Source organism: Bradyrhizobium sp. (genome assembly GCF_035484855.1).
Classification (GTDB): domain Bacteria; phylum Pseudomonadota; class Alphaproteobacteria; order Rhizobiales; family Xanthobacteraceae; genus Bradyrhizobium.
In genome coordinates this window covers 1-23727 of sequence record NZ_DATHOP010000210.1, presented here as the reverse complement: position 1 = coordinate 23727, position 23727 = coordinate 1, and the positions used below count along the sequence as shown (strand labels likewise).

General features: G+C 61.6%; 26 protein-coding genes and 1 tRNA gene. 9 read left to right on the top strand and 18 right to left on the bottom strand.

Translation table 11 applies throughout. From position 1 onward, the window contains the following. The first annotated feature begins 40 nt into the window (after positions 1–40). The gene (locus tag VK804_RS24070) at positions 41–760 is read left to right on the top strand and encodes a hypothetical protein (RefSeq protein ID WP_325374884.1); all 720 of its coding nucleotides are present in this window, start codon (positions 41–43) and stop codon (positions 758–760) included. Positions 761–813: 53 nt separating this feature from the next. Here the strand turns inward: VK804_RS24070 and VK804_RS24065 are convergent, their stop codons facing one another. Both VK804_RS24065 and VK804_RS24060 read right to left on the bottom strand, forming a co-directional pair. Further along, positions 814–2220, bottom strand: coding sequence for an aspartate aminotransferase family protein (locus VK804_RS24065; RefSeq protein WP_325374882.1), 1407 nt, complete (start codon positions 2218–2220; stop codon positions 814–816). Positions 2221–2345: 125 nt separating this feature from the next. Beyond that, positions 2346–2654, bottom strand: a complete 309-nt coding sequence (locus VK804_RS24060) for a hypothetical protein (protein ID WP_325374880.1) — start codon at positions 2652–2654, stop codon at positions 2346–2348. Positions 2655–3003: 349 nt separating this feature from the next. Between VK804_RS24060 and VK804_RS24055 the strand changes: the two genes are divergently transcribed. Then, positions 3004–3669 carry a hypothetical protein gene (locus VK804_RS24055; RefSeq protein ID WP_325374878.1) on the top strand — a complete coding sequence of 222 codons (666 nt, stop codon included), beginning with the start codon at positions 3004–3006 and terminating at the stop codon, positions 3667–3669. Further along, positions 3666–3932 (top strand): HGGxSTG domain-containing protein, encoded by a 267-nt coding sequence (locus VK804_RS24050; protein ID WP_325374876.1) that lies wholly within the window; start codon positions 3666–3668, stop codon positions 3930–3932. The genes VK804_RS24055 and VK804_RS24050 overlap by 4 nt, the downstream gene beginning before the upstream one ends. A 51-nt stretch (positions 3933–3983) precedes the next feature. Here the strand turns inward: VK804_RS24050 and VK804_RS24045 are convergent, their stop codons facing one another. Further along, complete coding sequence (locus VK804_RS24045) at positions 3984–5153, bottom strand: DUF2235 domain-containing protein (RefSeq protein WP_325374874.1); 1170 nt, start codon at positions 5151–5153, stop codon at positions 3984–3986. 289 nt (positions 5154–5442) lie between these two features. Between VK804_RS24045 and VK804_RS24040 the strand changes: the two genes are divergently transcribed. Further along, complete coding sequence (locus tag VK804_RS24040) at positions 5443–5802, top strand: HGGxSTG domain-containing protein (protein WP_325374872.1); 360 nt, start codon at positions 5443–5445, stop codon at positions 5800–5802. 129 nt (positions 5803–5931) lie between these two features. Here the strand turns inward: VK804_RS24040 and VK804_RS24035 are convergent, their stop codons facing one another. The 3 genes from VK804_RS24035 to VK804_RS24025 form a co-directional block, all read right to left on the bottom strand. Then, the gene (locus VK804_RS24035; protein ID WP_325374870.1) at positions 5932–7275 is read right to left on the bottom strand and encodes a hypothetical protein; all 1344 of its coding nucleotides are present in this window, start codon (positions 7273–7275) and stop codon (positions 5932–5934) included. A gap of 182 nt (positions 7276–7457) precedes the next feature. Next, complete coding sequence (locus VK804_RS24030) at positions 7458–8453, bottom strand: hypothetical protein (protein ID WP_325374869.1); 996 nt, start codon at positions 8451–8453, stop codon at positions 7458–7460. Between the two features lie 425 nt (positions 8454–8878). Beyond that, positions 8879–9160: a hypothetical protein gene (locus VK804_RS24025; RefSeq protein WP_325374867.1), complete on the bottom strand. Its 282-nt coding sequence runs from the start codon at positions 9158–9160 to the stop codon at positions 8879–8881. 413 nt (positions 9161–9573) lie between these two features. Between VK804_RS24025 and VK804_RS24020 the strand changes: the two genes are divergently transcribed. Beyond that, positions 9574–9999 (top strand): hypothetical protein, encoded by a 426-nt coding sequence (locus tag VK804_RS24020; protein ID WP_325374865.1) that lies wholly within the window; start codon positions 9574–9576, stop codon positions 9997–9999. A 201-nt stretch (positions 10000–10200) separates the two neighbouring features. Here the strand turns inward: VK804_RS24020 and VK804_RS24015 are convergent. Next, positions 10201–10275, bottom strand: a tRNA-Glu gene (locus VK804_RS24015). Positions 10276–10474: 199 nt separating this feature from the next. Further along, positions 10475–10807 carry a hypothetical protein gene (locus VK804_RS24010; protein ID WP_325374863.1) on the bottom strand — a complete coding sequence of 111 codons (333 nt, stop codon included), beginning with the start codon at positions 10805–10807 and terminating at the stop codon, positions 10475–10477. Positions 10808–10818: 11 nt separating this feature from the next. Between VK804_RS24010 and VK804_RS24005 the strand changes: the two genes are divergently transcribed. Together VK804_RS24005 and rpoH are read left to right on the top strand one after the other, a co-directional pair. Then, on the top strand, positions 10819–11835 hold the full coding sequence (locus VK804_RS24005) for an RluA family pseudouridine synthase (protein WP_325374861.1): 1017 nt from the start codon (positions 10819–10821) through the stop codon (positions 11833–11835). A gap of 216 nt (positions 11836–12051) precedes the next feature. Continuing rightward, on the top strand, positions 12052–12951 hold the full coding sequence (gene rpoH, locus VK804_RS24000; RefSeq protein WP_325374860.1) for an RNA polymerase sigma factor RpoH: 900 nt from the start codon (positions 12052–12054) through the stop codon (positions 12949–12951). A 98-nt stretch (positions 12952–13049) separates the two neighbouring features. Here rpoH and VK804_RS23995 read toward each other — a convergent pair whose 3' ends face one another. Continuing rightward, positions 13050–14693, bottom strand: a complete 1644-nt coding sequence (locus tag VK804_RS23995) for a hypothetical protein (RefSeq protein WP_325374858.1) — start codon at positions 14691–14693, stop codon at positions 13050–13052. 177 nt (positions 14694–14870) lie between these two features. Between VK804_RS23995 and VK804_RS23990 the strand changes: the two genes are divergently transcribed. Continuing rightward, a complete protein-coding gene (locus tag VK804_RS23990; RefSeq protein ID WP_325374856.1) occupies positions 14871–15227 on the top strand; it encodes a hypothetical protein in 357 nt (118 codons plus the stop codon). A gap of 15 nt (positions 15228–15242) precedes the next feature. Here VK804_RS23990 and VK804_RS23985 read toward each other — a convergent pair whose 3' ends face one another. From VK804_RS23985 to VK804_RS23960, 6 genes are all read right to left on the bottom strand, one after another. Beyond that, positions 15243–15527 carry a type II toxin-antitoxin system RelE/ParE family toxin gene (locus VK804_RS23985; protein WP_325374855.1) on the bottom strand — a complete coding sequence of 95 codons (285 nt, stop codon included), beginning with the start codon at positions 15525–15527 and terminating at the stop codon, positions 15243–15245. Next, entirely contained in the window at positions 15524–15793 is a 270-nt protein-coding gene (locus tag VK804_RS23980; RefSeq protein WP_325374854.1) for a hypothetical protein, read from the bottom strand. Before VK804_RS23980 ends, VK804_RS23985 begins: the two co-directional genes overlap by 4 nt. A 74-nt stretch (positions 15794–15867) precedes the next feature. After that, positions 15868–16491: a peptidoglycan recognition protein family protein gene (locus VK804_RS23975; protein ID WP_325374852.1), complete on the bottom strand. Its 624-nt coding sequence runs from the start codon at positions 16489–16491 to the stop codon at positions 15868–15870. Between the two features lie 19 nt (positions 16492–16510). Continuing rightward, complete coding sequence (locus tag VK804_RS23970; RefSeq protein ID WP_325374850.1) at positions 16511–17731, bottom strand: GGDEF domain-containing protein; 1221 nt, start codon at positions 17729–17731, stop codon at positions 16511–16513. A gap of 717 nt (positions 17732–18448) precedes the next feature. Further along, on the bottom strand, positions 18449–19066 hold the full coding sequence (locus tag VK804_RS23965; protein ID WP_325374849.1) for a LysE family translocator: 618 nt from the start codon (positions 19064–19066) through the stop codon (positions 18449–18451). Positions 19067–19079: 13 nt separating this feature from the next. Next, complete coding sequence (locus VK804_RS23960) at positions 19080–19964, bottom strand: dienelactone hydrolase family protein (protein ID WP_325374847.1); 885 nt, start codon at positions 19962–19964, stop codon at positions 19080–19082. Between the two features lie 315 nt (positions 19965–20279). Between VK804_RS23960 and VK804_RS23955 the strand changes: the two genes are divergently transcribed. Further along, entirely contained in the window at positions 20280–21122 is an 843-nt protein-coding gene (locus tag VK804_RS23955; protein ID WP_325374845.1) for an SDR family NAD(P)-dependent oxidoreductase, read from the top strand. Positions 21123–21239: 117 nt separating this feature from the next. Here VK804_RS23955 and VK804_RS23950 read toward each other — a convergent pair whose 3' ends face one another. From VK804_RS23950 to VK804_RS23940, 3 genes are all read right to left on the bottom strand, one after another. Beyond that, positions 21240–22130: a hypothetical protein gene (locus VK804_RS23950; protein WP_325374844.1), complete on the bottom strand. Its 891-nt coding sequence runs from the start codon at positions 22128–22130 to the stop codon at positions 21240–21242. 142 nt (positions 22131–22272) lie between these two features. After that, positions 22273–23079, bottom strand: coding sequence for a lytic murein transglycosylase (locus tag VK804_RS23945; RefSeq protein WP_325374843.1), 807 nt, complete (start codon positions 23077–23079; stop codon positions 22273–22275). 217 nt (positions 23080–23296) lie between these two features. Further along, on the bottom strand, positions 23297–23727 hold a 431-nt coding region (locus VK804_RS23940; protein ID WP_325374841.1), incomplete at its 5' end, for a lytic murein transglycosylase.

Below are 23727 nucleotides of genomic sequence, written 5' to 3'. Positions count from 1 at the left end.
ATGATCGCGAGGAGCTGTCGGTCCAATTCGGAGAAGTTCCATGGCCCTTCCTCTCGTCCAACGGCAGCCGACCCCGGCTTGGGGCGGCGATATGCCTTCAACGCGCGACGGTTTCCTTGCCGAGTATCTACGCCTTCGCGAAATCTCCAAGAGACTTCATCAGGAAGTTCTCAAGTCCATATCCGGCGACTCACTGCTGAAGCACGCGCGTCGGCTCGGGTTGGCACAAGGAAAGACCCTGACTCTCGATGACATGGACGAGATGTACTACGTCTACGACCTTGCTATCTACACCGCACCGGCGGATCGCTCGCGGGCGATCGACCGCTACGCGAAGTCGGCCAGGTTTGACCCGCAATCCGACGAGCGGCTGATGCTGGACGCGATGCGCGCATCGCAGTTTGCGATCCTCCTGATCGAACAACGTCACGCGGCGGCGGGCCTGATCGCCACCGATATTCTCCGCAACTCCAAAGTATGGCTGCTCGACGTCGGGCTCGAGAGTTCGATGGACGGCGGAGAATTGATCGCTACCAGGCTGGTCACCCCTGGGCCGTTCTCGATGACCGCCGGCGTCAACGTTCCGTTTGAGATCGAAATGCTCGAGCCTCTTTGCATGCTGCTGCCCCAGCGCATGGGCGATAGCAAGCTGAGCCGAATAGCCGACGACCGGCGCTTCGCTGAAGCCGTCTACAAGGTGGGGCTCGCGGGCGGCGTCATGGATCGCCTGACCTATCTTGATCCATCCGATCGAGTCTGACCTCGGATTCGCAAGATCGGTTGAGCTCTCGACACCAGGCAATGGCCCACCCCTCACACCGCCTGCTTCACCTCGTCTCCCACCAGCCCCCGGCGCGTGGCTTCCGCATATCCATCGTCGAGCGCGCCCGAAAGCGCGTCCATCAGCTCGTCGATCTCCGCTTTGGTGATGATCAGCGGCGGGCACACATAAACCGCATCGGGTGTGGCGCGAAGCAGAACCCCGCGATCCATGGCGCTCTGCTGGATCAGCGGGCCGATGCCGGCGGCGGCCGGCAGCGGCGTCCGGCTCGCCTTGTCCGCGACGATCTGAACCGCACCGATCAGTCCGACGCCGCGCGCTTCGCCGACGAGCGGATGGGCGGCCAGCGCTTGCAGCTTGCCTTGCAGATAGGGACCGACTTGCCTGACGTGGGAGAGGATATCGCGCTCCTCGTATATCTTCAGAGTCTCGAGCCCGACCGCCGCGGACACCGGGTGACCGGCATAGGTGAAGCCGTGCGCGAAGTTTCCGAGCTTCCCGGAATGCTTCGTGATGGCCTCGGCGATCGTCTCGCTGATGACCGTCGCCGAGATCGGCAGATAGGCCGACGACAGCGCCTTCGCGACCGTCATGATATCGGGCTCGATGCCGAACGTTTCGCAGCCGAACATGTTGCCGGTGCGCCCAAAACCTGTGATCACCTCGTCGGCGATGAACAGGATGTCGTAGCGGCGCAGCACCTCCTGCACGCGGGGAAAGTAATCGCGCGGCGGCACGATCACACCGCCCGCCCCGTTAACGGGCTCGGCGATGAAGGCCGCGATGGTGTCGGGTCCTTCGCGGATGATCATCGCTTCGAGATTGCCGACCAGCCGGTCGACGAAGGCCTGCTCGCTCTCCCCGGGCAGGCCATAGAGGTAGTGGCTCGGACAATCGGTCCGCAGCACGCCGCCCACCGGCAGATCGAAATCACTGTGGTTGGGCGCAAGTCCCGTCAGGCTTCCGGAAAACACGGTGATGCCGTGATAGGCGCGCACGCGGCTGATGATTTTCTTCTTGCGCGGGCGGCCGATCGCGTTGTTGTAGAACCAGACGATCTTGGCCGCCTGGTCGTTGGCTTCCGAGCCGGAATTCGCAAACAGGACCTTGCCGAGCCCCTTCGGCGCGATCTTCAGCAGCGCCGCGGCGAGCTCGATCATCGCCTCGTTCGATCGGCCGTTGAAGGTGTGATAGGTCGGAAGCTGCTCCATCTGGCGAACGGCCGCCGCCACCAGCCGCTTCTCGGAAAAGCCGAGCGAGGTGCTCCAGAGGCCGGCCATCCCCTCGAGATATTTCTTGCCGCCGTCGTCGTAGACATAGACCCCCTCGCCTCGCGCGATCACGGTCGGACCGACGATCTTGTGCTGCTCGAGGTTGGTGTAGGGGTGAATGACTGACGCGACATCACGACCGGCGAGCGAATTGGGTTGAGCGACCATGGAGTTCTCCGGAAGGTTCGGACGGCGTGGAGCGGCGATCTTGTCCCACCCCGGGGAAAACGACAAACTCAAATTAAGCGATAACCCACGGCCGGACCTCGCATAGCCTGAGTGACCAGAGCAGATTACTCGCTTTGCCGCGGCGAGGTTAAAGCCCTGCAACGCTCTTTTGCATAATCCCATGCCGAAAAGCGCATCGGGTTGTCGATGTTGCCGACAGCGACAATAAAGGGATCCTCGCCGAACATCGTGTAGGCTTGGTACAATTCCTGTTCGGTCATGCCAAGCTTGAATGCATCCTTCAAATATTCATCAACGATGCGTTTGCATGCCGCGACAGCTTGATCGGCGGTCCGAAACACTCCGTGCTCGTAGCGCTCGCTTTCATCCATGTAATGGTAGTTGTCATCGACCATAACCTTGTACGGTGACATCGGACGCGCCTATCTCGCTCGCGGAGCGGCCGGCGCTACCGAGCGTTCAGCATCTTCAGCCGCCAGCGAAGATGCGCTCCCAAAATATCGAAAACAACCCCATGCAAAGGAGCAGGCGGCCGGCATGGAGGCTTCGAAAGCAAGTTGACACGTCGGGCAAATCAGGGGCATTTCTTCACCATCCCGCAATCCTGTCAACGCCCCTCGCTCCGCAACCATGCGGCGCGCCGGTTGCGATTGCGGCTCGACATCCTCGCCCCCCATTTGCAATTGCACCGCCCAACCGCGGCGATCGCCCGCGCGTGACCCATCACGCGCTCGCCGCGCCGTGGCCCAAGGAAATCCCGACATGAACACCGTTCCTGACCTCGCCGCCATGCCGACCACGATCACCGCAACCGATCCGGCGAACGCTGCCGCCGCCCCGCGAATAAAGCTGCTGCCGCACGGATTCGCCATCGACCATCCAGACCCCCAGATCGGCGAACGGCTGATGGCGAACGCATTGGGCGTCGCAGACCGCGAAGCGATGCACGGTATCCTCCGGCAACTGGTGAAGGCCAGCGCGAGCGGCGAGAGGCCCGACGAGGTCAATCTCTCTTTCATGATTTCGATGGTGAAGAGCATTCGCCCCCGGGATTCCGTCGAGGCCATGCTGGTCGCGCAAATGGTTTCCGTTCATGTCATGGCGATGCGATGTGCCCATCACCTGGCGCAAGCGCACGATCTCGCCCAGCACGACAGTGCCGCGCGCGCGTTGGGCCGGCTTGCCCGCACCTTTCCCGCCCAGATCGAGGCGCTGAACCGCTACCGGAGCCAGGGCGAACCCGCCATCACCGTGCAGAACGTGTCGGTGGGCGAAGGCGGCAAGGCCATCGTCGGCAACGTCACGCAGCATGCGCGCGTGATCCTGTCGGACAAGAACGCAGGCTCGGCGGCGCAACCTGCGCCGAAGGCCGTGCGCGCCCGGCGAAGGCGCGATGCCGCTGATGCCGAGCGGGAAGCCCAGGCATGAGCGATCAGGTCAACGATATCGGCCCGATGCTGGCGAGCCCGCGCTGCGGCGCCAAAACCCGTTGCGGCGGCGCGTGCCGCTCGCCGGCGGTGCACGGCAAAAAGCGCTGCCGCATGCACGGCGGCGCCCCGGGATCCGGCGCGCCACGAGCCAACCGGAACGCGCGCAAGCACGGCCGGTTCACCGGGGATGCGATCGCCGAGCGACGGCAGATTCGGGCGCTGTTGGGGGAAACGCGGAAGTTAGTGAGAGAGATGAGGTAATTAGGTTTAGTAAGTTTGGCCGTAACGACCGCGACCAACGGCGATTGTGCCTTAATCAGGAACCGCGGTCTTTGGTTCGTTTGCTCTGACTGAGCCTCTTAGTTCGGCGGGATCGACCTGATATCGAGTTGCCCATTCGGCCATACTAGGTGGACGATAGTTTGGGTCCGCGCGGTAACGGTCGAACACAGAGGCATCAATCGTTTCATTCACGTTGGTCTGCGTTCCATCATCATCTTTCCTTGGTACCTCTCCGATTGGACGGTAATACCGCCACGAAAGTTTTGAATACGCGCCATACATGAACTCACGGTATGAGTCACAAATATCTGCCTTCAAGAAATCGCCGTCCAAGTCGATATCGTTCTTGAAGACCAACCCGTGGGATGAGGCCTTTTTCATCATCCACCGCAGAGAAACCTGTGCAAGCAAATCGCTTGGGTATCCTCCACCAACATTGGCGTGTGCGCCGACGAACCATCTTTGTTCGACGCTTTTGAGCTCTCTGGGAGCGGCAATGATTGCCTTTGGATCTGTCGGCTTCCGAACAGTCCAGAGTGTAGGAGCGAATGCGCGCCTATGCTCATCAATAGCCATTGCGTGGTAAGCGTTTTCTATCGGTACTCTCAGACCCGTATGGAGCCATCCAAAGCTGGACCGGCTTACGCCCGGTATGTTGCCAAACGGCATGCCTAGCGCACCGACGGTATCCCAAACAGCGACAACCTTGATGGGGACGCGTTGCGAGTACTTGATAAGAAGCCGTTCCTCGGTGTTCTTGCCGCCGTCACCGTTATCCCACAGTTGCCAAATCGTGTCGGCTTCAGAGTGCTGGTATCTCGCGTAGAGCTGTTTCACACCCATTGCACCTCCTGATTTCAGCAGGCCGCATTTTGTAATAAGTCCAGCAAGGCTTCGAGCAGCATACGCTCCGCGGCTGAAGCCGAAGACAAATATGTCATCACCTATTTCGTATTGGTCGATCAGCCACTCGTAGCCACCTTGAATTAAGTCATCCAATCCCTTCCCGACTGTCCCGCCCCAAAAGCCGTTCACGCCCCTTGCATAGTAAACGAGCTGCTCAGAGCCATCTTCACCTTTGGCCGCGCAAACAGACTTAAGGCGCCAAACGTTGGTGTTGTCGTCCACCGCGTTGAATGTTCCGTCCAAGAAAACCGCGAGCCTTTTCTTAGGCTGTTTCGCAATTGCAGGGTCGGCCATCTCTCACCTCCATCGCATCATCGAGGATACACGTAATGCGCGAAAATGCATTAGCGACGTTTGCCCTTGCGGCATTAGCGGCACTAGCAGCCGGGGCGCTTGGACTAAACCGGGCGCGGACACCCGACGGCGCCTACAGGGCAGCGATTGTGGGCGTGCTAGGAGTTTGCGGGCTTCTAGCCTCGCTTGCGTTTAGGCTGTTCTAAGTACCTGTCCGCAAGAAGGCGCCGAAGGCCGCGCGCGCCAGGCGAAGGCGCGATGCCGCTGATGCCGAGCCGGAAGCCCAGGCATGAGCGATCACGTCAATGATATCGGCCCGATGCTGGCGAGCCCGCGCTGCGGCGCCAAAACCCGTTGCGGCGGCGCGTGCCGCTCGCCGGCGGTGCACGGCAAAAAGCGCTGCCGCATGCATGGTGGCGCCCCGGGATCCGGCGCGCCAAAGGCGAACCGGAACGCGCGCAAGCACGGCCTGTTCACCAGGGATGCGATCGCCGAGCGACGGCGGATTCAGGCGTTGTTGGGGGAAGCGCGGAAGCTGCTGGAGGAGATGAAGTGTGCGAGCTTTGCAGACAGTTCGCAAACAAAAGGGAAGCTAACGAATCAATCTACCCTGACCGCCCCGACACAAGCTCGTGACAGTGCAAGTTAAGTGCACTGGCACCGTAATACCCCGCTTCAAGGAGGCCGCGCCGCGAAGCCTTCATCGAGTTCAAAAGGTAAGATAATCCAGGGCCCGTCAATCAACTGTCCCAGTTTGAGTGCCCGACGGGAGATGCAGCTAGCCGGTCGGGATTTTTCTCTGAATCTTAAATTCGGCAACCACATCGCGCGTGTCCTCGAGCCACGCATCGACCGCCTTAAATAGGTCGCGCTGCATCACACGCGACCATTCTTGAACCGTCGTATCCAACGCCTGAGCGTTCGCTCGCACAAAGTCCGGCCGATCGAGCCTTTCCTGTCCCTTACTCATGAAATAATCTATGGTAACTCCGCTCGCAGCACCTAGGGCCCAGCCCGCAACCGTACCAAGGCCCGGCTCGAACATTGTCCCTGTGGCCGCGCCGAGGATTTGCGGGCGCATTGCAGTTACGACTTTGCCCGCAGCCTTCGCGAAGATGGGAAGGACGGCCCGCTCAATAGCCGGCGTGACACTCAAGGCGACCAGAGCCGAAACCGAAGCGGCCCCTGTTCCCCTGAGAACAGTCCAGAATGCTTCGTCGTCCACCGCGTAGCGCGGCGCTTTCCATTTTTGCTGGTCCCATCCGAACGAAACGTCCAGCTTGGCTAGCGGGTCGAGACGCTCAAGGTGCTGCGTTTCGCGGCTCAGATAGTCTTGAACGCGGTCGTCAAGGTTCGCGACAACGGCAAGATATTCTCTATGCGCATCCGCGAGAATTCGCGCAATACCGGCTTCGAGTACAGGATTTCGGAATTCGGATTTAAGCACGAACCGCTGATAATTTCGGACAAGATACGCCTCGACTGCGTTGTGGCTCGCCTCAACGACCCCTTGCACATTGTTGGGTGCAAAGCCCGTCAAGCCTCCAATGGAAGCCTCTTTTAGGAGGGCCCACGATCGGCCCCAAGCGAAGTACCAATCCGCATAGGCAGCAATTGAAGCCTCGCGATCCTCGAACACTGTCGCGAGAAGCGCCTCAATTCGAATGGCCGTGTTAGCCTTTATTCTCTGACATTCCGTATCGAGGTAGATAAGGGTTTCGTTGACGAATTTGTTCACTCCGCTCTCGTCAGTCAACAGCAGGTACAACCTGCCGTTCACATCGCGATAGTAAAGAACAACGGACCGTTTGAACTGTGCAGTCACGCTAGTGCGGATGATGCTGTCGTCCCGGTGGACGGGAGTCCGATGCAGCGCCCGTTGCTGTATTGATTCGAATAACCCAGGCGCGACCCAAAGAACAGCACACCCGACAAAAACAAGTGCTGACGCCCCAGACAAACGTCGCATTACAGATGCTCGTCCCTCAGAGCGAACAAACTTGGATCCAAACCGCAGCATCACGCGAGATAAACGTGGGAATGACCATTCGCTCTTCGCGGCGGCCTCGGTGAGGTGATCGTCTCCCGCGACAACGCTCAAACTTGGCCGCTTTGTCGCCATGTTTCACTCCATCGCGGTAGGTGGTACGATCGAGGTCAATCTAATAATCTAAGTGATTCCGTATCTGCGCGCAATGAAGTGCGGTTGGCAATCCCAGCGATCCGCTGCACAGACGCTTCGCGATGTGCAGCGTGGGATGGCGCGGATTGCCAGCGTTCCAAGGCGTCCGCAGCGAGGGTAGCCTAGTCAGCACGATCAATTTGCCGCTTCAAGCGTTCGCGCCATTCCCGATCGACTTGAGCTTTTAGTGGGTCGCCGCGCTGTCGCTTTCTGCCGCCGGAACGAACGGCTTTAGCAACAACACCGGTGCCGGGCGACACCACGGTGGTAACGCTCACACCTTGGAGCCCGCGAAGCTTGCTCGTAACGGTAACATTCTCGGCTTTCGCAGCCTGAATGAGATTATAGATGTCTTCGCCGTTGATGGTCTTCCCGGGGTCAGCAACGATCATGGTGCTGAGTTCGATCAGCGCGGCCTTTGCTTCGTCTTCCTTTGCAGCCGACCGCCCCATGGCGACGACCTGTTCCAGCGTAGATGTATTGAGCACATCGCCCATGCTGGTGCCGCCCGCAAAACGTCTTCGCACCTTTCCTGAATTGTTACGGATGTGTTCAAGTAAGCCTGCGTCCTCATCGGAAAGTGCCAGATGGAAATCGTTGTATCGGATGAACGGCATGTCATCGACGTACATTTGAAAATGCCAATGGGGCCGTTTCGAGTGCTCTCCGCCGCCGTCGTGCCCGCTTAGGTCGCTTGCGCTGCATGAGAATGACCATTGCAGGTTCTTGTATTTGATTGTGAGTTCGACAAGCTTGCCGCTGCCTTCATCAGCGAGGTCGTTAATGTTCTTCGCAAACGCTTCCTCGTTCGCTATCCAACGCAAGTAGTGCTCAAGCCTGATGAGACTGCATTTCTGAGTGATCAGTTCGAAATGCTCTTTGCCGAAGCCACTAGGTTTGAGGAGCCAATGAGGGCATGGCTTGGTCGGATTAAACGCGCTCAGCGCTTCGCCGCAAACCCAACACTGTCCTGCCTGGAACTTTTCGCGAAAGGCCCTATGTTCTTCCTCGCCTTGTCTCCGGGCGCGCTCGTTAAAGTGCTGCTGCTCCTCTGGCGAGCGGGCAGCGAGATATTTCGCGTACTCAAGGCCGCGCTGTCTGATTTCATCATCATTCATGGGCAGGTCGGCCCGGGTTGGTCCGGTTCAGCGAGTAGCCCGCATGGGCACAGCGATATGCGGGGATGGACCATCCCCCGGATGTCGCTGCGCTCATCCGGGCTACGCTTGCTTTGATGTGTAATTTCGCGGTCATGGCCCTCGCCTCAGTTTCTTCCCCCCCACCCACACGACTCTGGAGAGCAGCCAATGTAAAGAGGCCCAACGGGGCAAGTCTCCGACTTTTTGCGCCGCCACGATGGGCGGTTTCACTCTGATTGGTTCGTCAGTCGAATTGGCTTGGGACGAGGACCCCATGCTTCGATCAGGACATTCAATTCGTGTTACGGCTCGCTGGGAAATATGATCTTGTCGAGGTCTTCCTCCTAAAACAGACAGGGCGGCCTTTCAGCCGCCCTATCCGCCGTCGATGTGTATCGCTTACGTCATGCGGCCTTGAGGCCGTACCAAGTCCGCGCACCCGCTTCGGTGACGATGACCGCAAACGATGTCTTCACCTGCGAAGCAGCAGCTTTGGCCTTGGCCAAAACTTCGGTCCGCGTGGCCGCCGCCTCGTAGTTGTACTCAGCGGGTGGCAGCCAATAACGCTTGCCGTCGTCTGCGGTGATGGTGCGCGAGAAACCTTGCGCGGCCATCTTCTGGTGAAGATTTTCGTACTCAGACCAGTCCGCGCCGTGAAGTTCTACGCGGATAGTGAAGCCCGCCATTTTATGCGAACTCCTTTGGGGGCAGGGTTGAAATTTAACGGCTTTCCGGGTATCTCGGCATTGCGAGTGACGAGGTCCGTTGTTATCGCGGGTTCCATACGGCCCCCGGCGCAGTGGATCACGAAGACAAAAGCCCTCTACGGATGAATTCCGCAGAGGGCTTTTTGTTTACCTAGAAAGCTGGTATCGTCAAGATAACAGCTTCCCGCTTCCCCCATTTTCGGGTGTTCGCGACAAATAGCAACAGCCAGTGCATCTGAAACAATTCTAAATGTATTAGTGACTGCGATCAACTGATCGCAGTCACTAATACATTTCATAACCCTTGTAAAGCCCCCATCTAGGTATCTGTAAATGTTTCTGTTTCTGAAAATCGCGTTGTGAACTCCCGTTTCAATATATATGATTGAAACATGATAGACTTTCGAGATCAAGAGGCTGCCGCCGAGGTGGAGAAGAAAATTCTCCAAGAGATTGCTGACCGAAAGCGCCAAATCGCCGGCATCCAGCAAGAGATCGATACCTTCGAACGCATGCTGATGAAGTCGCGACAGCAGCAGGTGCTTATCACGCAAACCGATGTTACTCGAAAAAATAGCATCAATCGTATTCTCGTGGAAAACAGTGTGCTCAACAGCCTCAAGTCTTCTGGTCGGCCAAGTAAGACGCGTTCGCTATATCGCGACGCTGCCCTGATCGTCGGCACGCTAAAGGAAGGCACATTTCGCACGATCCTTCATCGCATGAAGAACCGAGGGTTGATCACATCGGTCAGCGATGGGAAATGGCAGATTGCAGCTTCGTCCCTAATGCCGCGAACTGACCCGAAGCGGACCTAAGCGTTCGGTTTCTAACTTTCAAAGTCAGGTTCGTTCGCGACCGAGTGTCGCGGCAGCAAAATACAGTCGGGATGTTTTGCTTGCTACCGGCTCGAACGCTTATCCTCATAAATCTCGGGACCGATTGTCGCCGGAGGAGGCGCGTTTCACCGCAAGTGACGACTGCCGCTAAACTGTTCCGCAAGTCATTGATTTCTTGGCTGGCGCTCCCTAGGGGAATCGAACCCCTGTTTCAGCCTTGAGAGGGCCGCGTCCTAACCGCTAGACGAAGGGAGCGTGCAGGCTGAAGGGAATAGCCTCGAAATCGGCTGGCTGCAAGGCGGGTTTGGGGGCCGGGATTTAGAGCTTCGAGCCGGCAAGATGGCAAAAGCCCGTCGTTGCCGGGCTTGACCCGGCAATCCATCTACTTCGCCAGAGTCTTGCGAAGCGAGATGGATACGCGGGTCAAGCCCGCGTATGACGAGTCCTTGTTAATCTACGGCTCGTTGGCAAACCGGAGCCGGCCGGTCGCTCTCAGCGTCCGCGCATCAAAAGTGCGGATTTCGGTCGTGCCGCCTATATCCAGCGTCACCACCAGCCGGTCGCCGGCCACCGCCGTGGCGACGATGCGGGCGCCCTTCGGCAGAACCGCCGTGGTGTCGGTGGCGACAGCGCTTCCCTCTGATCGAAAAAGGCGGTAGCCGATGGCGATCAGCACGGCGGCTACCGCGAGCGCCGTGGTCAGGCCCGCAATCAGCATCATCCGCCGCACCCGCGCGAACAGCGCGGCCTGTTCGGGGGTCGGTTCGGGCAGAGCGGTCTCGGTCATAAGGCTCATCTTTGGAACAAGGCACGTTAGCGAATAGCGGTCAAAGGCTCGAGGTCACCGTCGCCGGCGACGAGGGCTCGCGCCGGCTCGACCGCGTGCTGGCAAAGCTCCTGCCGGAGTTGTCGCGCTCGCGGCTGAAAGCGCTGATCCTGGCCGGTCAGGTCGCGGTCAAGGGCGCGGCGATCCGCGACCCCGCTTATCACGCCGCGCCGGGCGAGACGATCACAATTGACGTGCCGGCGGCTGCCCCTGCCGAGCCCGCGGGAGAGGATATCGCGCTCGGTATCGTCCATGAGGACGACGACATCGTCGTCATCGACAAGCCGAAGGGCCTCGTCGTGCATCCTGCCGCCGGCCACGAGACCGGTACGCTGGTCAACGCGCTGATCGCCCATTGCGGGACCAGCCTTTCCGGGATCGGCGGCGTGCGGCGGCCGGGCATCGTGCACCGGCTCGACAAGGACACCACGGGGCTGATGGTCGTGGCCAAGAACGACCGCGCGCACGCTTCGCTCACGGCGCAATTCGCCGATCACGGCCGCACCGGGGAGATGCGGCGCGGCTATCTGGCTTTCGTCTGGGGCGTGCCAAACCGGGTGCGCGGCACCGTGGAGGCGCCGATCGACCGCCATTCCCATGCGCGGGAGAAAATGGCGGTGCGCGAGGGCGGCCGCGAGGCGGTCACCCATTGGGAGGTGCAGGAAACTTTCAACGGCCGCGACGGCAAGCCGGTGGCGGCATTGCTCGCCTGCCGGCTCGAGACCGGGCGCACCCATCAGATCCGGGTCCACCTCGCCCATATCGGCCACCCCCTGATGGGCGACGCCGTCTACGGTCCGCACTTCAAGACCAAGGCGAGCCACCTCGGCCCCCGCAGCCGGGCGGCCCTGGCGGCCCTCGATCGCCAAGCGCTGCACGCATACCTTCTGGCCCTGGAACACCCCCAAACCGGGGCGATTCTGGAGTGGATTTCGGATTTGCCGGACGATCTGATCATACTTAGGGATAGCCTGCGAGCGGCGCTATGACGCAGGCCGATCAGAAAACCCGTGCCATGCCAACAGGTTATGGCAGCCACACGGGGACGTGACGGCCGCCATCCTTCCAAAAGCCCTCCGAAATAGTGTATGTTGCATGTGCGTTGAATATCCAACGCGGAACATCGCAGCGCGACTGGCTTTAATAAAGCGGCCGCCTGCCGGGCCCGCCGCTATCGGGGGCCTGAACCACTGGAGGGCGCTATCATGGCCCGTACAGCTACCTTGCCGGTTCTCAACGGAGAATCCGGTCTATCCCGATACCTCGCCGAGATCCGCAAGTTTCCGATGCTGGAACCCCAGCAGGAATACATGTTCGCCAAGCGCTGGCGCGAGCATGACGATCGCGACGCAGCACATCACCTCGTCACCAGCCATCTCCGGCTCGTGGCCAAGATCGCCATGGGCTATCGCGGCTACGGATTGCCGATCTCCGAGGTCGTCTCGGAAGGCAATGTCGGCCTGATGCAGGCGGTGAAGCGATTCGAACCCGACAAGGGGTTCCGGCTCGCCACCTACGCCATGTGGTGGATCAAGGCGTCGATACAAGAGTACATCCTGCGTTCCTGGTCGCTCGTGAAAATGGGCACGACCGCGAACCAGAAGAAGCTGTTCTTCAACCTGCGCAAGGCGAAGAGCAAGATCTCGGCGCTGGACGAGGGCGATCTGCGCCCCGACCAGGTTGCGCTGATCGCCAAGCGGCTCGGCGTTACGAGCCAGGACGTGATCGACATGAACCGCCGGCTCGGCGGCGATGCCTCGCTCAACGCGCCGATCCGCGACGACGGCGAGGCCGGCGAATGGCAGGACTGGCTGGTCGATACTTCGCCCAACCAGGAAGCCATCATGGCCGAGCACGAGGAGTTCGATCATCGCCGCGAGGCGCTGAACGGCGCCATCGGCGTGCTCAACCCGAGGGAAAAGCGCATCTTCGAGGCGCGGCGGCTCGCCGAAGAGCCGATGACGCTGGAGGATCTCGCCGCCGAATTCGGCGTCTCCCGCGAGCGCGTCCGGCAGATCGAGGTCCGCGCCTTCGAGAAGGTGCAGTCGGCGGTGAAAGGCACGATCGCCAGGCAGGAAGCGGCCGCGCTGGAAGCCGCGCACTGATCGCGGCGGATTGAGGAGAGATGCGAAAGCCGGCGGCAACGCCGGCTTTTTTGTTGGAGAGCCAAACTCCCATCTGGCCATGCAGAAGCTCGCATACCCTATTGAATCAGCTTGAGCCCCTTTCTGTCCAGGAACGCCTTGACGACCATGACATAACTGGTCGTCGTCGAACTTGCGGCAAGCAATCCGATGAGTTGACCTGCATCATCTAGCACGGGGCCACCCCCGTCCCCCGGCAATCCGATTCGATTAGTTTCTACTAGCCCGTTCAAAACCAGCGATCCATGTTCTGTTTCGATCCGGAGACCGTCGACTTCTACCGCCGTAATAACCGCTTTTGACGTTCCCATGTTCCTACCTATCAGGCGGACAGCCGAGTTGAGGCGGGGGTCGGGCGCCACGCCCTTGATTTGATCGTTCCTGATTTCCAATCCGCTCTCAATCGTGACCAAAGCAAAGGCACCGTCGACATCCGCGACCTTTCCGATTTTTCTATGCTCCGCCGCAACGTCGATCAACGCGGGAGAGACGACAGAGTCGCCAACGGCTCCGACGATATATGCCAAGCTCAACAGGAATTTCCTTCCGTCCTTCTCAACAAAGCAACCGAAAGTACCCGCCGTCTTTCCCTCGGCTGGGCCGATGCTTGTACCGGGCCGCAAAACAAGCGGAGTATTGGACGCATTTTGCGATGTCGTGTCCTTAAGCGCAGAGTTAACCGTTTGCAAAAAGGTTGACGCATCGACTTGTCCTAGGTTCTCGGCGGTCTGGGGCGCGCCTCCGCGCGTCACCAGGGATGCGAGCTTTTCCTGAACGTCAGCATCGCTGGCGCTTGGGTCGTGCTTGGCAAATTGCTTCATGTAGTCGCTAAGCAACGCTTGGGCCTTGTCCAATTGTCGCTTGATGACATTGGGATCGGGATTGGTGGAACTGGCAACCTGTTCCAGTTCAATATAGCCGCCGAGCTTATAGGCAAAAATGAGATTGCTCTTGTCAACCACAAGCCGGTCGATCAACCTTTGCGCGGTCTGGAGCAACTCGTTAGCCGCCTTTGTGTCGGCTTCATTGACCGCAAGGCTGCGCGCGGTCAAATAGGCGCGAAATTTGAACAACGCAGTCGAGAACGTGCAAAAGTCGCTCTCGCTAACATCTTTCAGCCATACGTCATCAGGCGGAATCCGTGCAAACAATATCCTGCAAGCCAGGTCGAAACTCGCGGCCTGCAATGTAGCTTGGGTAGGTAGCACAAGCATCTGCCATGCCGTGCGTCTGTCAGACGTATGAGGCGGATTGGTCCAATTCGCAGATACGATAACCTGGGTCCCGATGAGATCGACACTGCCGGTGATTTCGTTGGGCGCCACAATCCATCGCCGGAGTGTTGTCAACACGGAAGTAACATTTATTCCGGCAGCCTCAATCTTCAGACTGTCGAGTGACGACCCCGGCATCCTAACGAGGTCCGCGAGATGAATGGTCAGGACATCGCCGGAAGAAACACGAAATTCTCCTGGCTTGGAGTCAGCACCCTTGTAGAGATCGAACAATACGTTCTGTTGCTGAACGACTAGACGGCGAAAGCTGTCAGCCATGCTCGGCGCATCGGCACCGTCCTTGGTTCCGACAAACTGTCCGATTTGCAAGGGGTGCTCAAACCAGACTAACCAAGCTTCCCGCAGGCAAAAAAGCGTCACCGCAAACAAGATGATCGTGTAAAGCGCTTTGACCCCGATTTCGATCATGATCGACCTTGGGTTGAATGTTCACAGGTAACATAGGATCGGATGAATTATCAACATTTGCCTAGAGGCCGCGTGTCGCCGACCGCGAAAAATGCTCCAGTAGGGCTCAAGCTCAGGTTCATTGAACCAGTCGGCACGGTCAGCCGACCAATACCGGCAACGTTCGAGGGGATCGCCGTGCCGATCACGCTGCAATCAACCGTCGGCGGGTTTTCCGCCGAATTCATGCGCAAGCTGCCCGGGGTCGAGCAGGCCATGATCGCGCACGGGCTCGAACCGTCGGAGTTCGTGATCTCGAAGGATCGCGCCACGCCGGCGGCGATGGTCCCGTTCGTCGGGCCGTTCTTCTACGACTACACGGTGTTCATCGGCGAGGAGAGCTTTACCGTCACCGAGCCGAACGACATGGTGTTTATGGATTATTTCTACCAGCGCTGCATCGCCGAGGACGGGCCCTCGCCCGAGGAAGAGCGACGCGCCCGCCGCCCCGGCCTGATCAACCGCCTGTTCCGCTGGATGGCGCAGCCGATCTGAGTTGGCCGCGCGATTTCATTCCCGCGATTCACGTGCGTGAAACACTCGCAACATCACAAGACGCCTTCCATCGAAGCGATATTGAAACACATAGGCGGCGCCCAGGACCTGCAACACGATCTGGCGATATTCTTGCCTACCCGCAATCGGCCGTCCCAACCGCGGATGGGCGGACAGCACTTGGGCCTTGTTGACAATCTCCGTAGCGACGACGGCGGCGAGGGACGGATGTTGGCGGTGAAGAAATTCGGCAAATCGATCAAGGTCGGCGAGAGCCTCGTCCGACCATTCCAGGTTCATCGCTTCCGCCAACTCCGGAACGCGGGCGTGCCCCACGTCTGGAGCCACCGCACGACATCGTCATTCGCTGCGACCGAATCTTGGGCGGCGAACGCGCTCCAGCGGCGATCCAGTTCTGCGATGTCAGCGGCCTCGGCATCGACCGGGCCAGCCTCAAGCGTGACCAACTCCGCCACCAGTTCGGGAACGGTCACACCACGTTCCCCGGCTCGCTGCTCCAGCGCCGTCGCGGTGTCCTCGTCGATTTCGATCGTCTGGGTCTTCATGGGGTACATGATAGCCGAAAATGCGTCCCTGATCCAGAACGGACCGTACTGTCGCCAGGCCAGCACAATGGCCCCTACTCCCCCCATTGCCTCGCCAGTGTCGCCAACGCGCAGCCTTCGCAATAGCGCGCGTCCTTGAAGTCGATCCAGTTGTGGGCGTAGACGCGCTCGAGCGGAATGCCGTAGCGCGCGCGGAGCACTTTCACCAGCACACGCCACGCCGCGACCTGCGCCTCGGTGGCGGGCCGCGTCACGTCGGGATAGTTGCCGGCGAACTCCACGCCGATCGAGGTATCCTTGTTGACCTGGTGATAGGTCGGACGGTTGTCGATATATTTGTTGTCGTTGCGATCGGCGCCGTCGGTATGGGTCGGAACCAGGTTCTCGGCCACCGCCCAGTACACCGTGCCGTCGGTTTCCACCCAGACCATGACGCCGCGCCGCGTCGGGTTCTTCGACTGCGCCTCGGCGCCGCCGCGCGCGGAGCCGGCCGGCCCCTCGGTCTGGTGCACGATGATGTTCTTCCAGGGATGGGCTTTTGCGACGTCGCCCCATGGCGCCAGCCAGACCATCTTCAGCCCGGTAATTTCGGGCGTGCCCGAGCTGCGCGCGACGGCGGCGAGATCCGGCGTCTGCGCGGATGCGGGGATCGAGAACAGGACGGCGCAGAGCGCCGTCACCAGCGGGCGGAGGGTCATGGCAACCCGATAGCACACCTCAGGCGTGCTTGCGCAGCGCCGGTTGCGGCATCGCCGGAAGCACCGGCACCAGCGGCGGCGCCGGATCATAGATCGCGCAGCGGTTCTTGCCGTCCCGCTTGGCGGCATAGAGCGCATGGTCGGCGGCGGCCATCAGGCGGTCCGGGAACGCGCCGATCTCGCGAGTCCATTGCGCGACCCCGATCGAGAGCGAGATCGGGATATCGGCGCCGACGCAGGCCTCGGCGTCGAGGCGGCAGACATCGAGGATGCGGCGGGCGATCATCGCGCCCTCGCGCAGCGTGGAGGCGGGCAGCACCACGCAGAATTCGTCGCCGCCGGTACGCGCCAGCATGTCGCCGGGGCGCAACCTGGTCTGCGCCATCAGGGTGAAATGCTGCAGGCAGGCGTCGCCCGCGGCGTGGCCGTGGGTGTCGTTGATCGCCTTGAAGCCGTCGAGATCGACCACCAGCAGCGCGAACGGCTCGCGGCTGCGGTCCGATTTCGCGCATTCCTCGCTCAGGCGCTGCAGCAGATACCGCCGGTTGCCGACGCCGGTGAGGTCGTCGAGCAGCGCCAGATCGGCGACCTCGTTGCGCAGCCGGTCGATCGCCATCAGCAGGAAACCGAAATTCACCGACATCGACAGGAACATCAGGATCAGCACCAGCACCGACTGCACCGGATTGGCGTGGGTTATCGAATAATTGCCGCCGACATGCAGCAGGGTGCCGCCCGCGCGAATGGCATAGATGGCGATAATGAGTGCGCAGACCACGCCGGCAAGCCGAGCGCCATGATTGACGCGGCCATCCCGCCGCGACAGCAACGGCTTCAGCGCCAGCGCCATCGGCACCGACTGGCCGATCGAGTAGAACATGATCCGCATCTGGATGCTGTCATAGCCGATGACGAAGAACGTCAGGACGGCGCAGCTCAGCCCGGTTATCAGCGCGGTGCCGCGCCAGCTGACCGGCTGGTCGTAGAACCGCTTGATGCCCATCGTGGCAAGGCAGGCGGCGAAGATCATCACGGTGCCGCCGAGCACGAGCGGCAGCAGCGAGTCGACGTCGAAGCGCAGCATCGCCACCGCCGCGCCGCCGGCTCCGGCGAACGCCGAGCCGGTCCAGAACGGCGCAGCCTCGAATTTCGGATAGCTGCGCGCGACATAGGCCCAGATCAGGCCGAGCGCGAGAAAATTGACGACGAACGCCGTCCACAGCGTCGGAACGCTCAGCATGGCGAACGCGGGACGGCCGCAGCCGCCTCTCCCCTGATCTCGAACAGCCCACCCATCATGACGATCCCCGTTGTCTTACGGACAAAATGGCCCCGCGCCGCTTAACGGACTCTCACCGCGCCGGGCCAATCGGTGGAGTGGTTTTGAAATCGTGAAGAGCGCGGGAACCGATCCGCAACGATGCGATCCACCGGGCGCGTTGGCGCGTCGTTAACCCTGACGAGGCGTGCGCGGCGGCGCCGATCGGCCGCGGTGCGCGGTTTGGCGGCCAAAAATCCATCGAAAACGCATAACAGCTGTGGATAACGCAATGACAGTGCCGTGACAGCGCGGGGCAGAGCCTCGCGAATCTGTTGGATTACATTTCGAGGATGTTGCGAGGCTGGCCCTCCGCCGAGCATGCCTCTCGTGTCGCGTTTCCATCCATTAAACCCTGAGAGGATACTATGGCTAAGAAAGCGAAGAAGGCGAAGAAGGCGAAGAAGGCCAAGAAAGCCAAGAAGAAGTAACTTTTCAAAGCCCGGGTGGAGCTCAACTCCGCCCGGGCATCCGCTACACGGTGCAGCAAAACGGCGGGCCTTGGGCCCGCCTTTTGATTCGTCCTTGTCGTCGCTCCGCACGATCCAGATCGTAGCCCGGATGAGCGAAGCGAAATCCGGGGTCCGGTCTCGCGTTGGTTCCCGGATTTCGCTGCGCTCCATCCGGGCTACGGGTGGCTCATGGCTCCCGCTCCGCGAACGCCAGCCTCGCGCCGAGCGCGGCGAAGGCGCCGGCGAAGCCGCGGCGGAGCCATCGCATCACCTTCGGCCGGCTGACGACGCGGTCGCGGACGGCGGCCGCGAACAGGCCGTAGACCACGAATACGGCGAACGTCATCGCCATGAACACCGCGCTCAGCTCCCCCATCCGCAGCAGCGGGTGGGCCTCGCCCGTGGCGATGAACTGCGGCAGGAACGCCAGGAAGAAGATCGACAGCTTTGGATTGAGGATGTTGATCAGGAAGCCGGTGACGATCACCCGCCCCGCCGACCGCGCGTCGACGTCAGTCTCGACCGCGAGCGCGCCCTGCTCGCGCAGCGTCTGCCAGGCCATGTACAGGAGATAGGCCACTCCGCACCATTTCAGCGCCGCAAACGCCAGCGCCGAGGTGTGCAGCACGGCCGCCAGCCCGAGCATCGCGGCGGACATCGCAGGCACAATCCCGAGCGTACAGCCGAACGCCGCGGCGACGCTGGCGCGCGAGCCCCGGGTCAACGCCGCCGCCAGCGTGTAGAGCACGCCGGTGCCGGGGGAAGCGACCACGATCAGCGAGGTCAGGAGGAAGGCGAGCGACATCGGCGCGACCCTTTCAATTGCTTTCCAGACGGGATTTCAGGAATTCCAGCACGCGGACGAAGGCATTGAGGCGGGCGTCGCGATCGGTGGCCTCCACCGGGATCGGCCCGTCGCCGGTGCGGTATTGCGGCAGTTCGCGGCGCGACAGATTCGGTGCGTCGAAGGCATGCACCGCCGACGGGTAGCTTTTCAGTTCGATCGGATTGCCGCGCGCCTTTGCCGCCGCCAGGAACGCTTCGCAGGGCGGAAACAGCGTCCAGGTGTCGGCCTCCCCCATCAGGGCGAGCAGCGGGATCTGCGTGGTCCAGCCCTCGCGCTCGACTGACGTGAAGGGCTTTGACTGCAGCCGCTCGCTGCAGGCGCCGGGATAGAACGCCACTGCCGCCTTGAAATCCTGCGCGAGATTTTGCGGGCGGGCGGCGCTCTTGTCGCTGATCGAGAGCAGCACGATGCCGCCACCCTGCGACCAGCCCATCAAGCCGATGCGATCGCCCCTCACAAACGGCTGCGCCTGCAGAAATTGCAGGGCGGCATAGGCGTCCCTCGGCCGCTCGCGCGACATCGTGATCCGGTCCGGACCCGCTGAGCAGGTCTGCCCGAAACCGCGCGGGGTCGCGCTGTCGACCACGAGCGCGACATAGCCCTGCACCACCAGCGCCCGCGCCCAGGCGCGGTAGATCGCAAAGATCCGCCCGCGGCCGTCGAGCAGGCCGGAGCAGCCGTGCATCATCACCAGCGCCGGCCGCGGCGCGTCGCCTTCGGGCCGGGACAGATGCGCAGTCAGGTTGGTGTGGCCGTCGAGCGAGACGAAATTCACCGTCTCCTCCGCCGCCGCCACGGAGGCGAGCGCCGACAGGGCGAGGGCTGCGATCGCGGCTCGGAGGAACGTTGCGGACATCGCCCGCCATATCATGGCGGGTGCTGTGGCGGAAGCAGCGCCGGTTGCCCTCCCGCACGCGTGACGGCTCGTTCGTCGTAGCGCGGAGGGCATTGTTTTTTCGTCATGGCCGGGCCTGTCCCGGCCATCCACGTCTTTCTTGCTGGTACGTCCGTCAAGACGTGGATGCCCGGGACAAGCCCGGGCATGACGAATCTGGTTTGCTGCATTCATGATCGGACACAGCAAGATGCCGCCGCCCCGGTTGCCAAAGCCGGCCGGCCGTATAAGGGTTCGCCCGCGCAAAGCCTTTCCCCGACATGGAGCCGACACGAGATGACCGCGATCCGAGGAGCCGCCGCCGTGACCGGCGCCGCCAGCGGCATCGGCCGGGCGCTGGCGCTGGAATTGGCCGCGCGCGGCTGCGACCTTGCGCTCGCCGATCGCGATGAGGCCGGACTGCAGGCGGTCGCAGCCGAAATCGCCAAAGCTGGTCCGCGGAAGGTCAGCGTGCATCGCGTCGATGTCGGCGAACCGGCGCAGATCGCCGAATTCGCGCAAGCCGCGACCAGCGCCCATCCGGGGCTGAATATCCTGATCAACAATGCCGGCGTGGCGCTGCTCGGCCAGTTCATTGAGGTCGAGCAGGCGCAGATGGAATGGCTGTTCAACATCAATTTCTGGGGCGTGGTGCATTCGACCCGCGCCTTCCTGCCGCATCTTTCCCGCCAGAGCGAGGCCCATATCGTCAACCTCTCCTCGATCTTCGGCATCATCGCGCCGCCCGGACAGAGCGCCTATGCGGCGGCGAAATTCGCGGTGCGCGGCTTTTCGGAAAGCCTGCGGCATGAATTGCAGACGGCAAATAGCCCGGTAAAACTTTCCGTGGTGCATCCCGGCGGCATCGCCACCAACATCGCGCGCAATGCGAGAAGCGGCGCCGGCGTCACCGACAACGCCAGCCGCGCCCAAGCCATCGAGCGCTTCGACAAGATGGCAAGGACCACGCCTCAGGCCGCCGCGCTGACCATCATCGCCGGGATCGAGAAGAATGCCCCGCGTATATTGATCGGCAACGACGCCCGCTTCATGGACCTGCTGCAGCGTTTTCGCCCCGGCACCTATTGGCGCGTGCTGGCGCGGCGGATCGCGAAGACGGGGACGGCGGGGAAGAGCTGAGAGCGTCGTTGCCGCCTCTACTCCCCTCCCCCCGCGAGCGTAGCGAGTGGGAGGGGCGGCGCACCGTGCATGGTTTCGCGATCTCGCTCAGCATCGTCATTGCGAGCCAACGGGTCGCTACATTATTAAGGGCGTCATCCAGGCGAGCGCGACGGCGGCGTTGTGGGATGCGACGAAACTCTGGGCATAGGAGCGCGGCGCGGCCTCCATGTTGAAATAGCCCATGCGATTGGCAATTCCGGAGACGAACAGGAATTGATCCGACGGCACCATCAGGCGAATGACGCCGTGGGTGGTCTCGACCGACGCCACCGCCTGCCGCGGCGCGGCCTGCGCGCAGGCTTTCAGCGCTTCGGGATCGGTCCAGTAATAATTGTTGAAGTCGGTGACGTTCACGTCGCTCAGCGCGGCATAACCGGCCGACAGGTTCAAGGTCGGCGGCGCCGCGCCGTTGAGCGGCGCGGGCAGGAAGCGCTGCTCGATCTGAGAACGGAATTGCTGGTCGAGCGGCGTGAAAACCTCGGCGTTGACCGGCTGCGTGGATGAATCCAGCAGCTTGCCGATGTCGGGATGCGTCCACTGGCTGGCGGGATTCGGCGTCGCGGCGTAGGGATTGTAGACGAAGCAGTTGGCGCCGATCGTGGGGCAGCCATTGTAGGAGTGGGAATCGGGGTACGCCGCCGTGCCGAAGGCAATGACCAGTTTCGGCCTTGGGCCGCTGGCTGCGACCAAAGGCAGCACGCGCGCCTTTTCCTCGCTGCTCGACGAACTCCTGGCCGGGTCCATCATGTCCTTGATGCACCAGACGTCGACCGTGGCGCTGGCGGAAGCCAGCGAAAGCCGCGCCGAGACGTTCCTCGCGCTGCCGTCGTTCAGGGGAATCGAAACCTGCGGCGGCGCCTGCTCGGGCGGAAAATTGGCCGGCCGGGCCTGAGCGTTTCTGAACACGCCGACCAGCGGATCGGCTTCCCAGGATTTGTTGGCGAAAATCAAGATACGATCCGGCATTCCCGTCTCTCCCCAGCTCTCAGGTCCAATCGCCGCCGATGCGTCATTCCGGGCATCGAACCCGGAATCTCGGGATTCCCCGATGTGCAATTGCACATCTGAGGTTCGCGCTATCGCGCGCCCCGGAACGACGGGCGCGCCCTCACCGCCCCACCAGCTGGTCCGCGAAATACGCGATGGTCTTGCGGTAGATCGTGGCGTGGTTCCATTCGCGCATGGCGTCGAAATTGGCGCTGCCCTCGTCGTAGGGCGCGCCCATCTTGAAGCCGTTGGTGTGCAAGAGATTGGCGGTGGAGGCGAGCACGTCGGCGACCGAGTGGCGCAGGTCGACGCGGCCGTCGCCGTCGAAATCGACGCCGTATTTGATGTAGGACGACGGCAGGAATTGCGTCTGTCCGATCTCGCCGGCATAGGCGCCGATCAGGTCGTGCAGCGGCAGGTCGCCGCGCTGCACGATCTGCAGCGCCGCCAGCAATTCGCCCTGGAACAGCTCGGTGCGGCGGCAATCATGCGCCAATGTTGCGAGCGTGCGGATCACCGGCAATTTGCCCATGTCGCCTTTGCCGAAATCGGTCTCCAGCCCCCAGATCGCGACCAAAATCTGCCGCGGCACCCCAAAGCGCTGCTCGATCCGCGCCAGCAGCGCCGCGTGGCGGGCCAGCATCGCCCGCCCGCCATTGATGCGCGCCGCCCCGACGCGGGTCGAAACATATTGCTCAAACGTCTTGTTGAAGGTGTAGCGCTGGCGACGGTCGAAATTCAGCACCGCCGCGTCCTCGGTGACGCCAGCGAATGCGGAGCCGGTCACGCTCGACGAGATGCCCGCTCCTTGCGCCTCCGCCGCCATGCTCGCCAGGAACGAATTAAAATCGCCGCCGCAGCGGGCGGCAAGTGCGGGGGTGGCGAGGATGACTGCACCGAACACAACGGCCGGAAGAAGCTTGCGCATGCGAAACCCTTGTTGGTGCCGATTTGTCCTGATCATGCCATGAGAAAATGGCGCGCGGCAGGTGTCTTTGCACGCCGCGGGGCAACATTGCCTATTCTCGTCATGGCCGGGCTTGTCCCGGCCATCCACGTCTTTTGGTCCAAAGGAAGACGTGGATGCCCGGGTCAAGCCCGGGCATGACGGTGGAGAGAGAGACGCGCCGGAGCGCCCGGATCGCTCACTCGCCGCCGTCGATCTGGCGGCCCATCAGCGCGATCGCCTTCTGGTAAACCTGCGCCGCGTTCCATTCCTGGATCGCCGCGAAATTCGGCTCGCCCGGCTGATAACCGGCGCCCGTGCGCCAGCCATGGGCTTTGAGGAAATTCGCGGTCGAGGACAAGGCGCCAGAGGAGCTTTCGAGATTGCCGACACCGTATTCCAGCATCGTCTTCGGCAAAAACTGCGTCTGGCCGATTTCGCCATGCATGGAGCCGCGCTGCGCGCCCGTGAGCGTGCCGCGCTCGATCAGCTTGAGCGCGGCGTAAAGCTGGTCGGTGAAATAGTCCGGCCGGCGGCAATCATACGCCAGCGTCGCAATCGACGAGAGCATGTTCTGGTTGCCGCGCTGGCTGCCGAAGGCGCTCTCCATACCCCAGATCGCAATCAAAG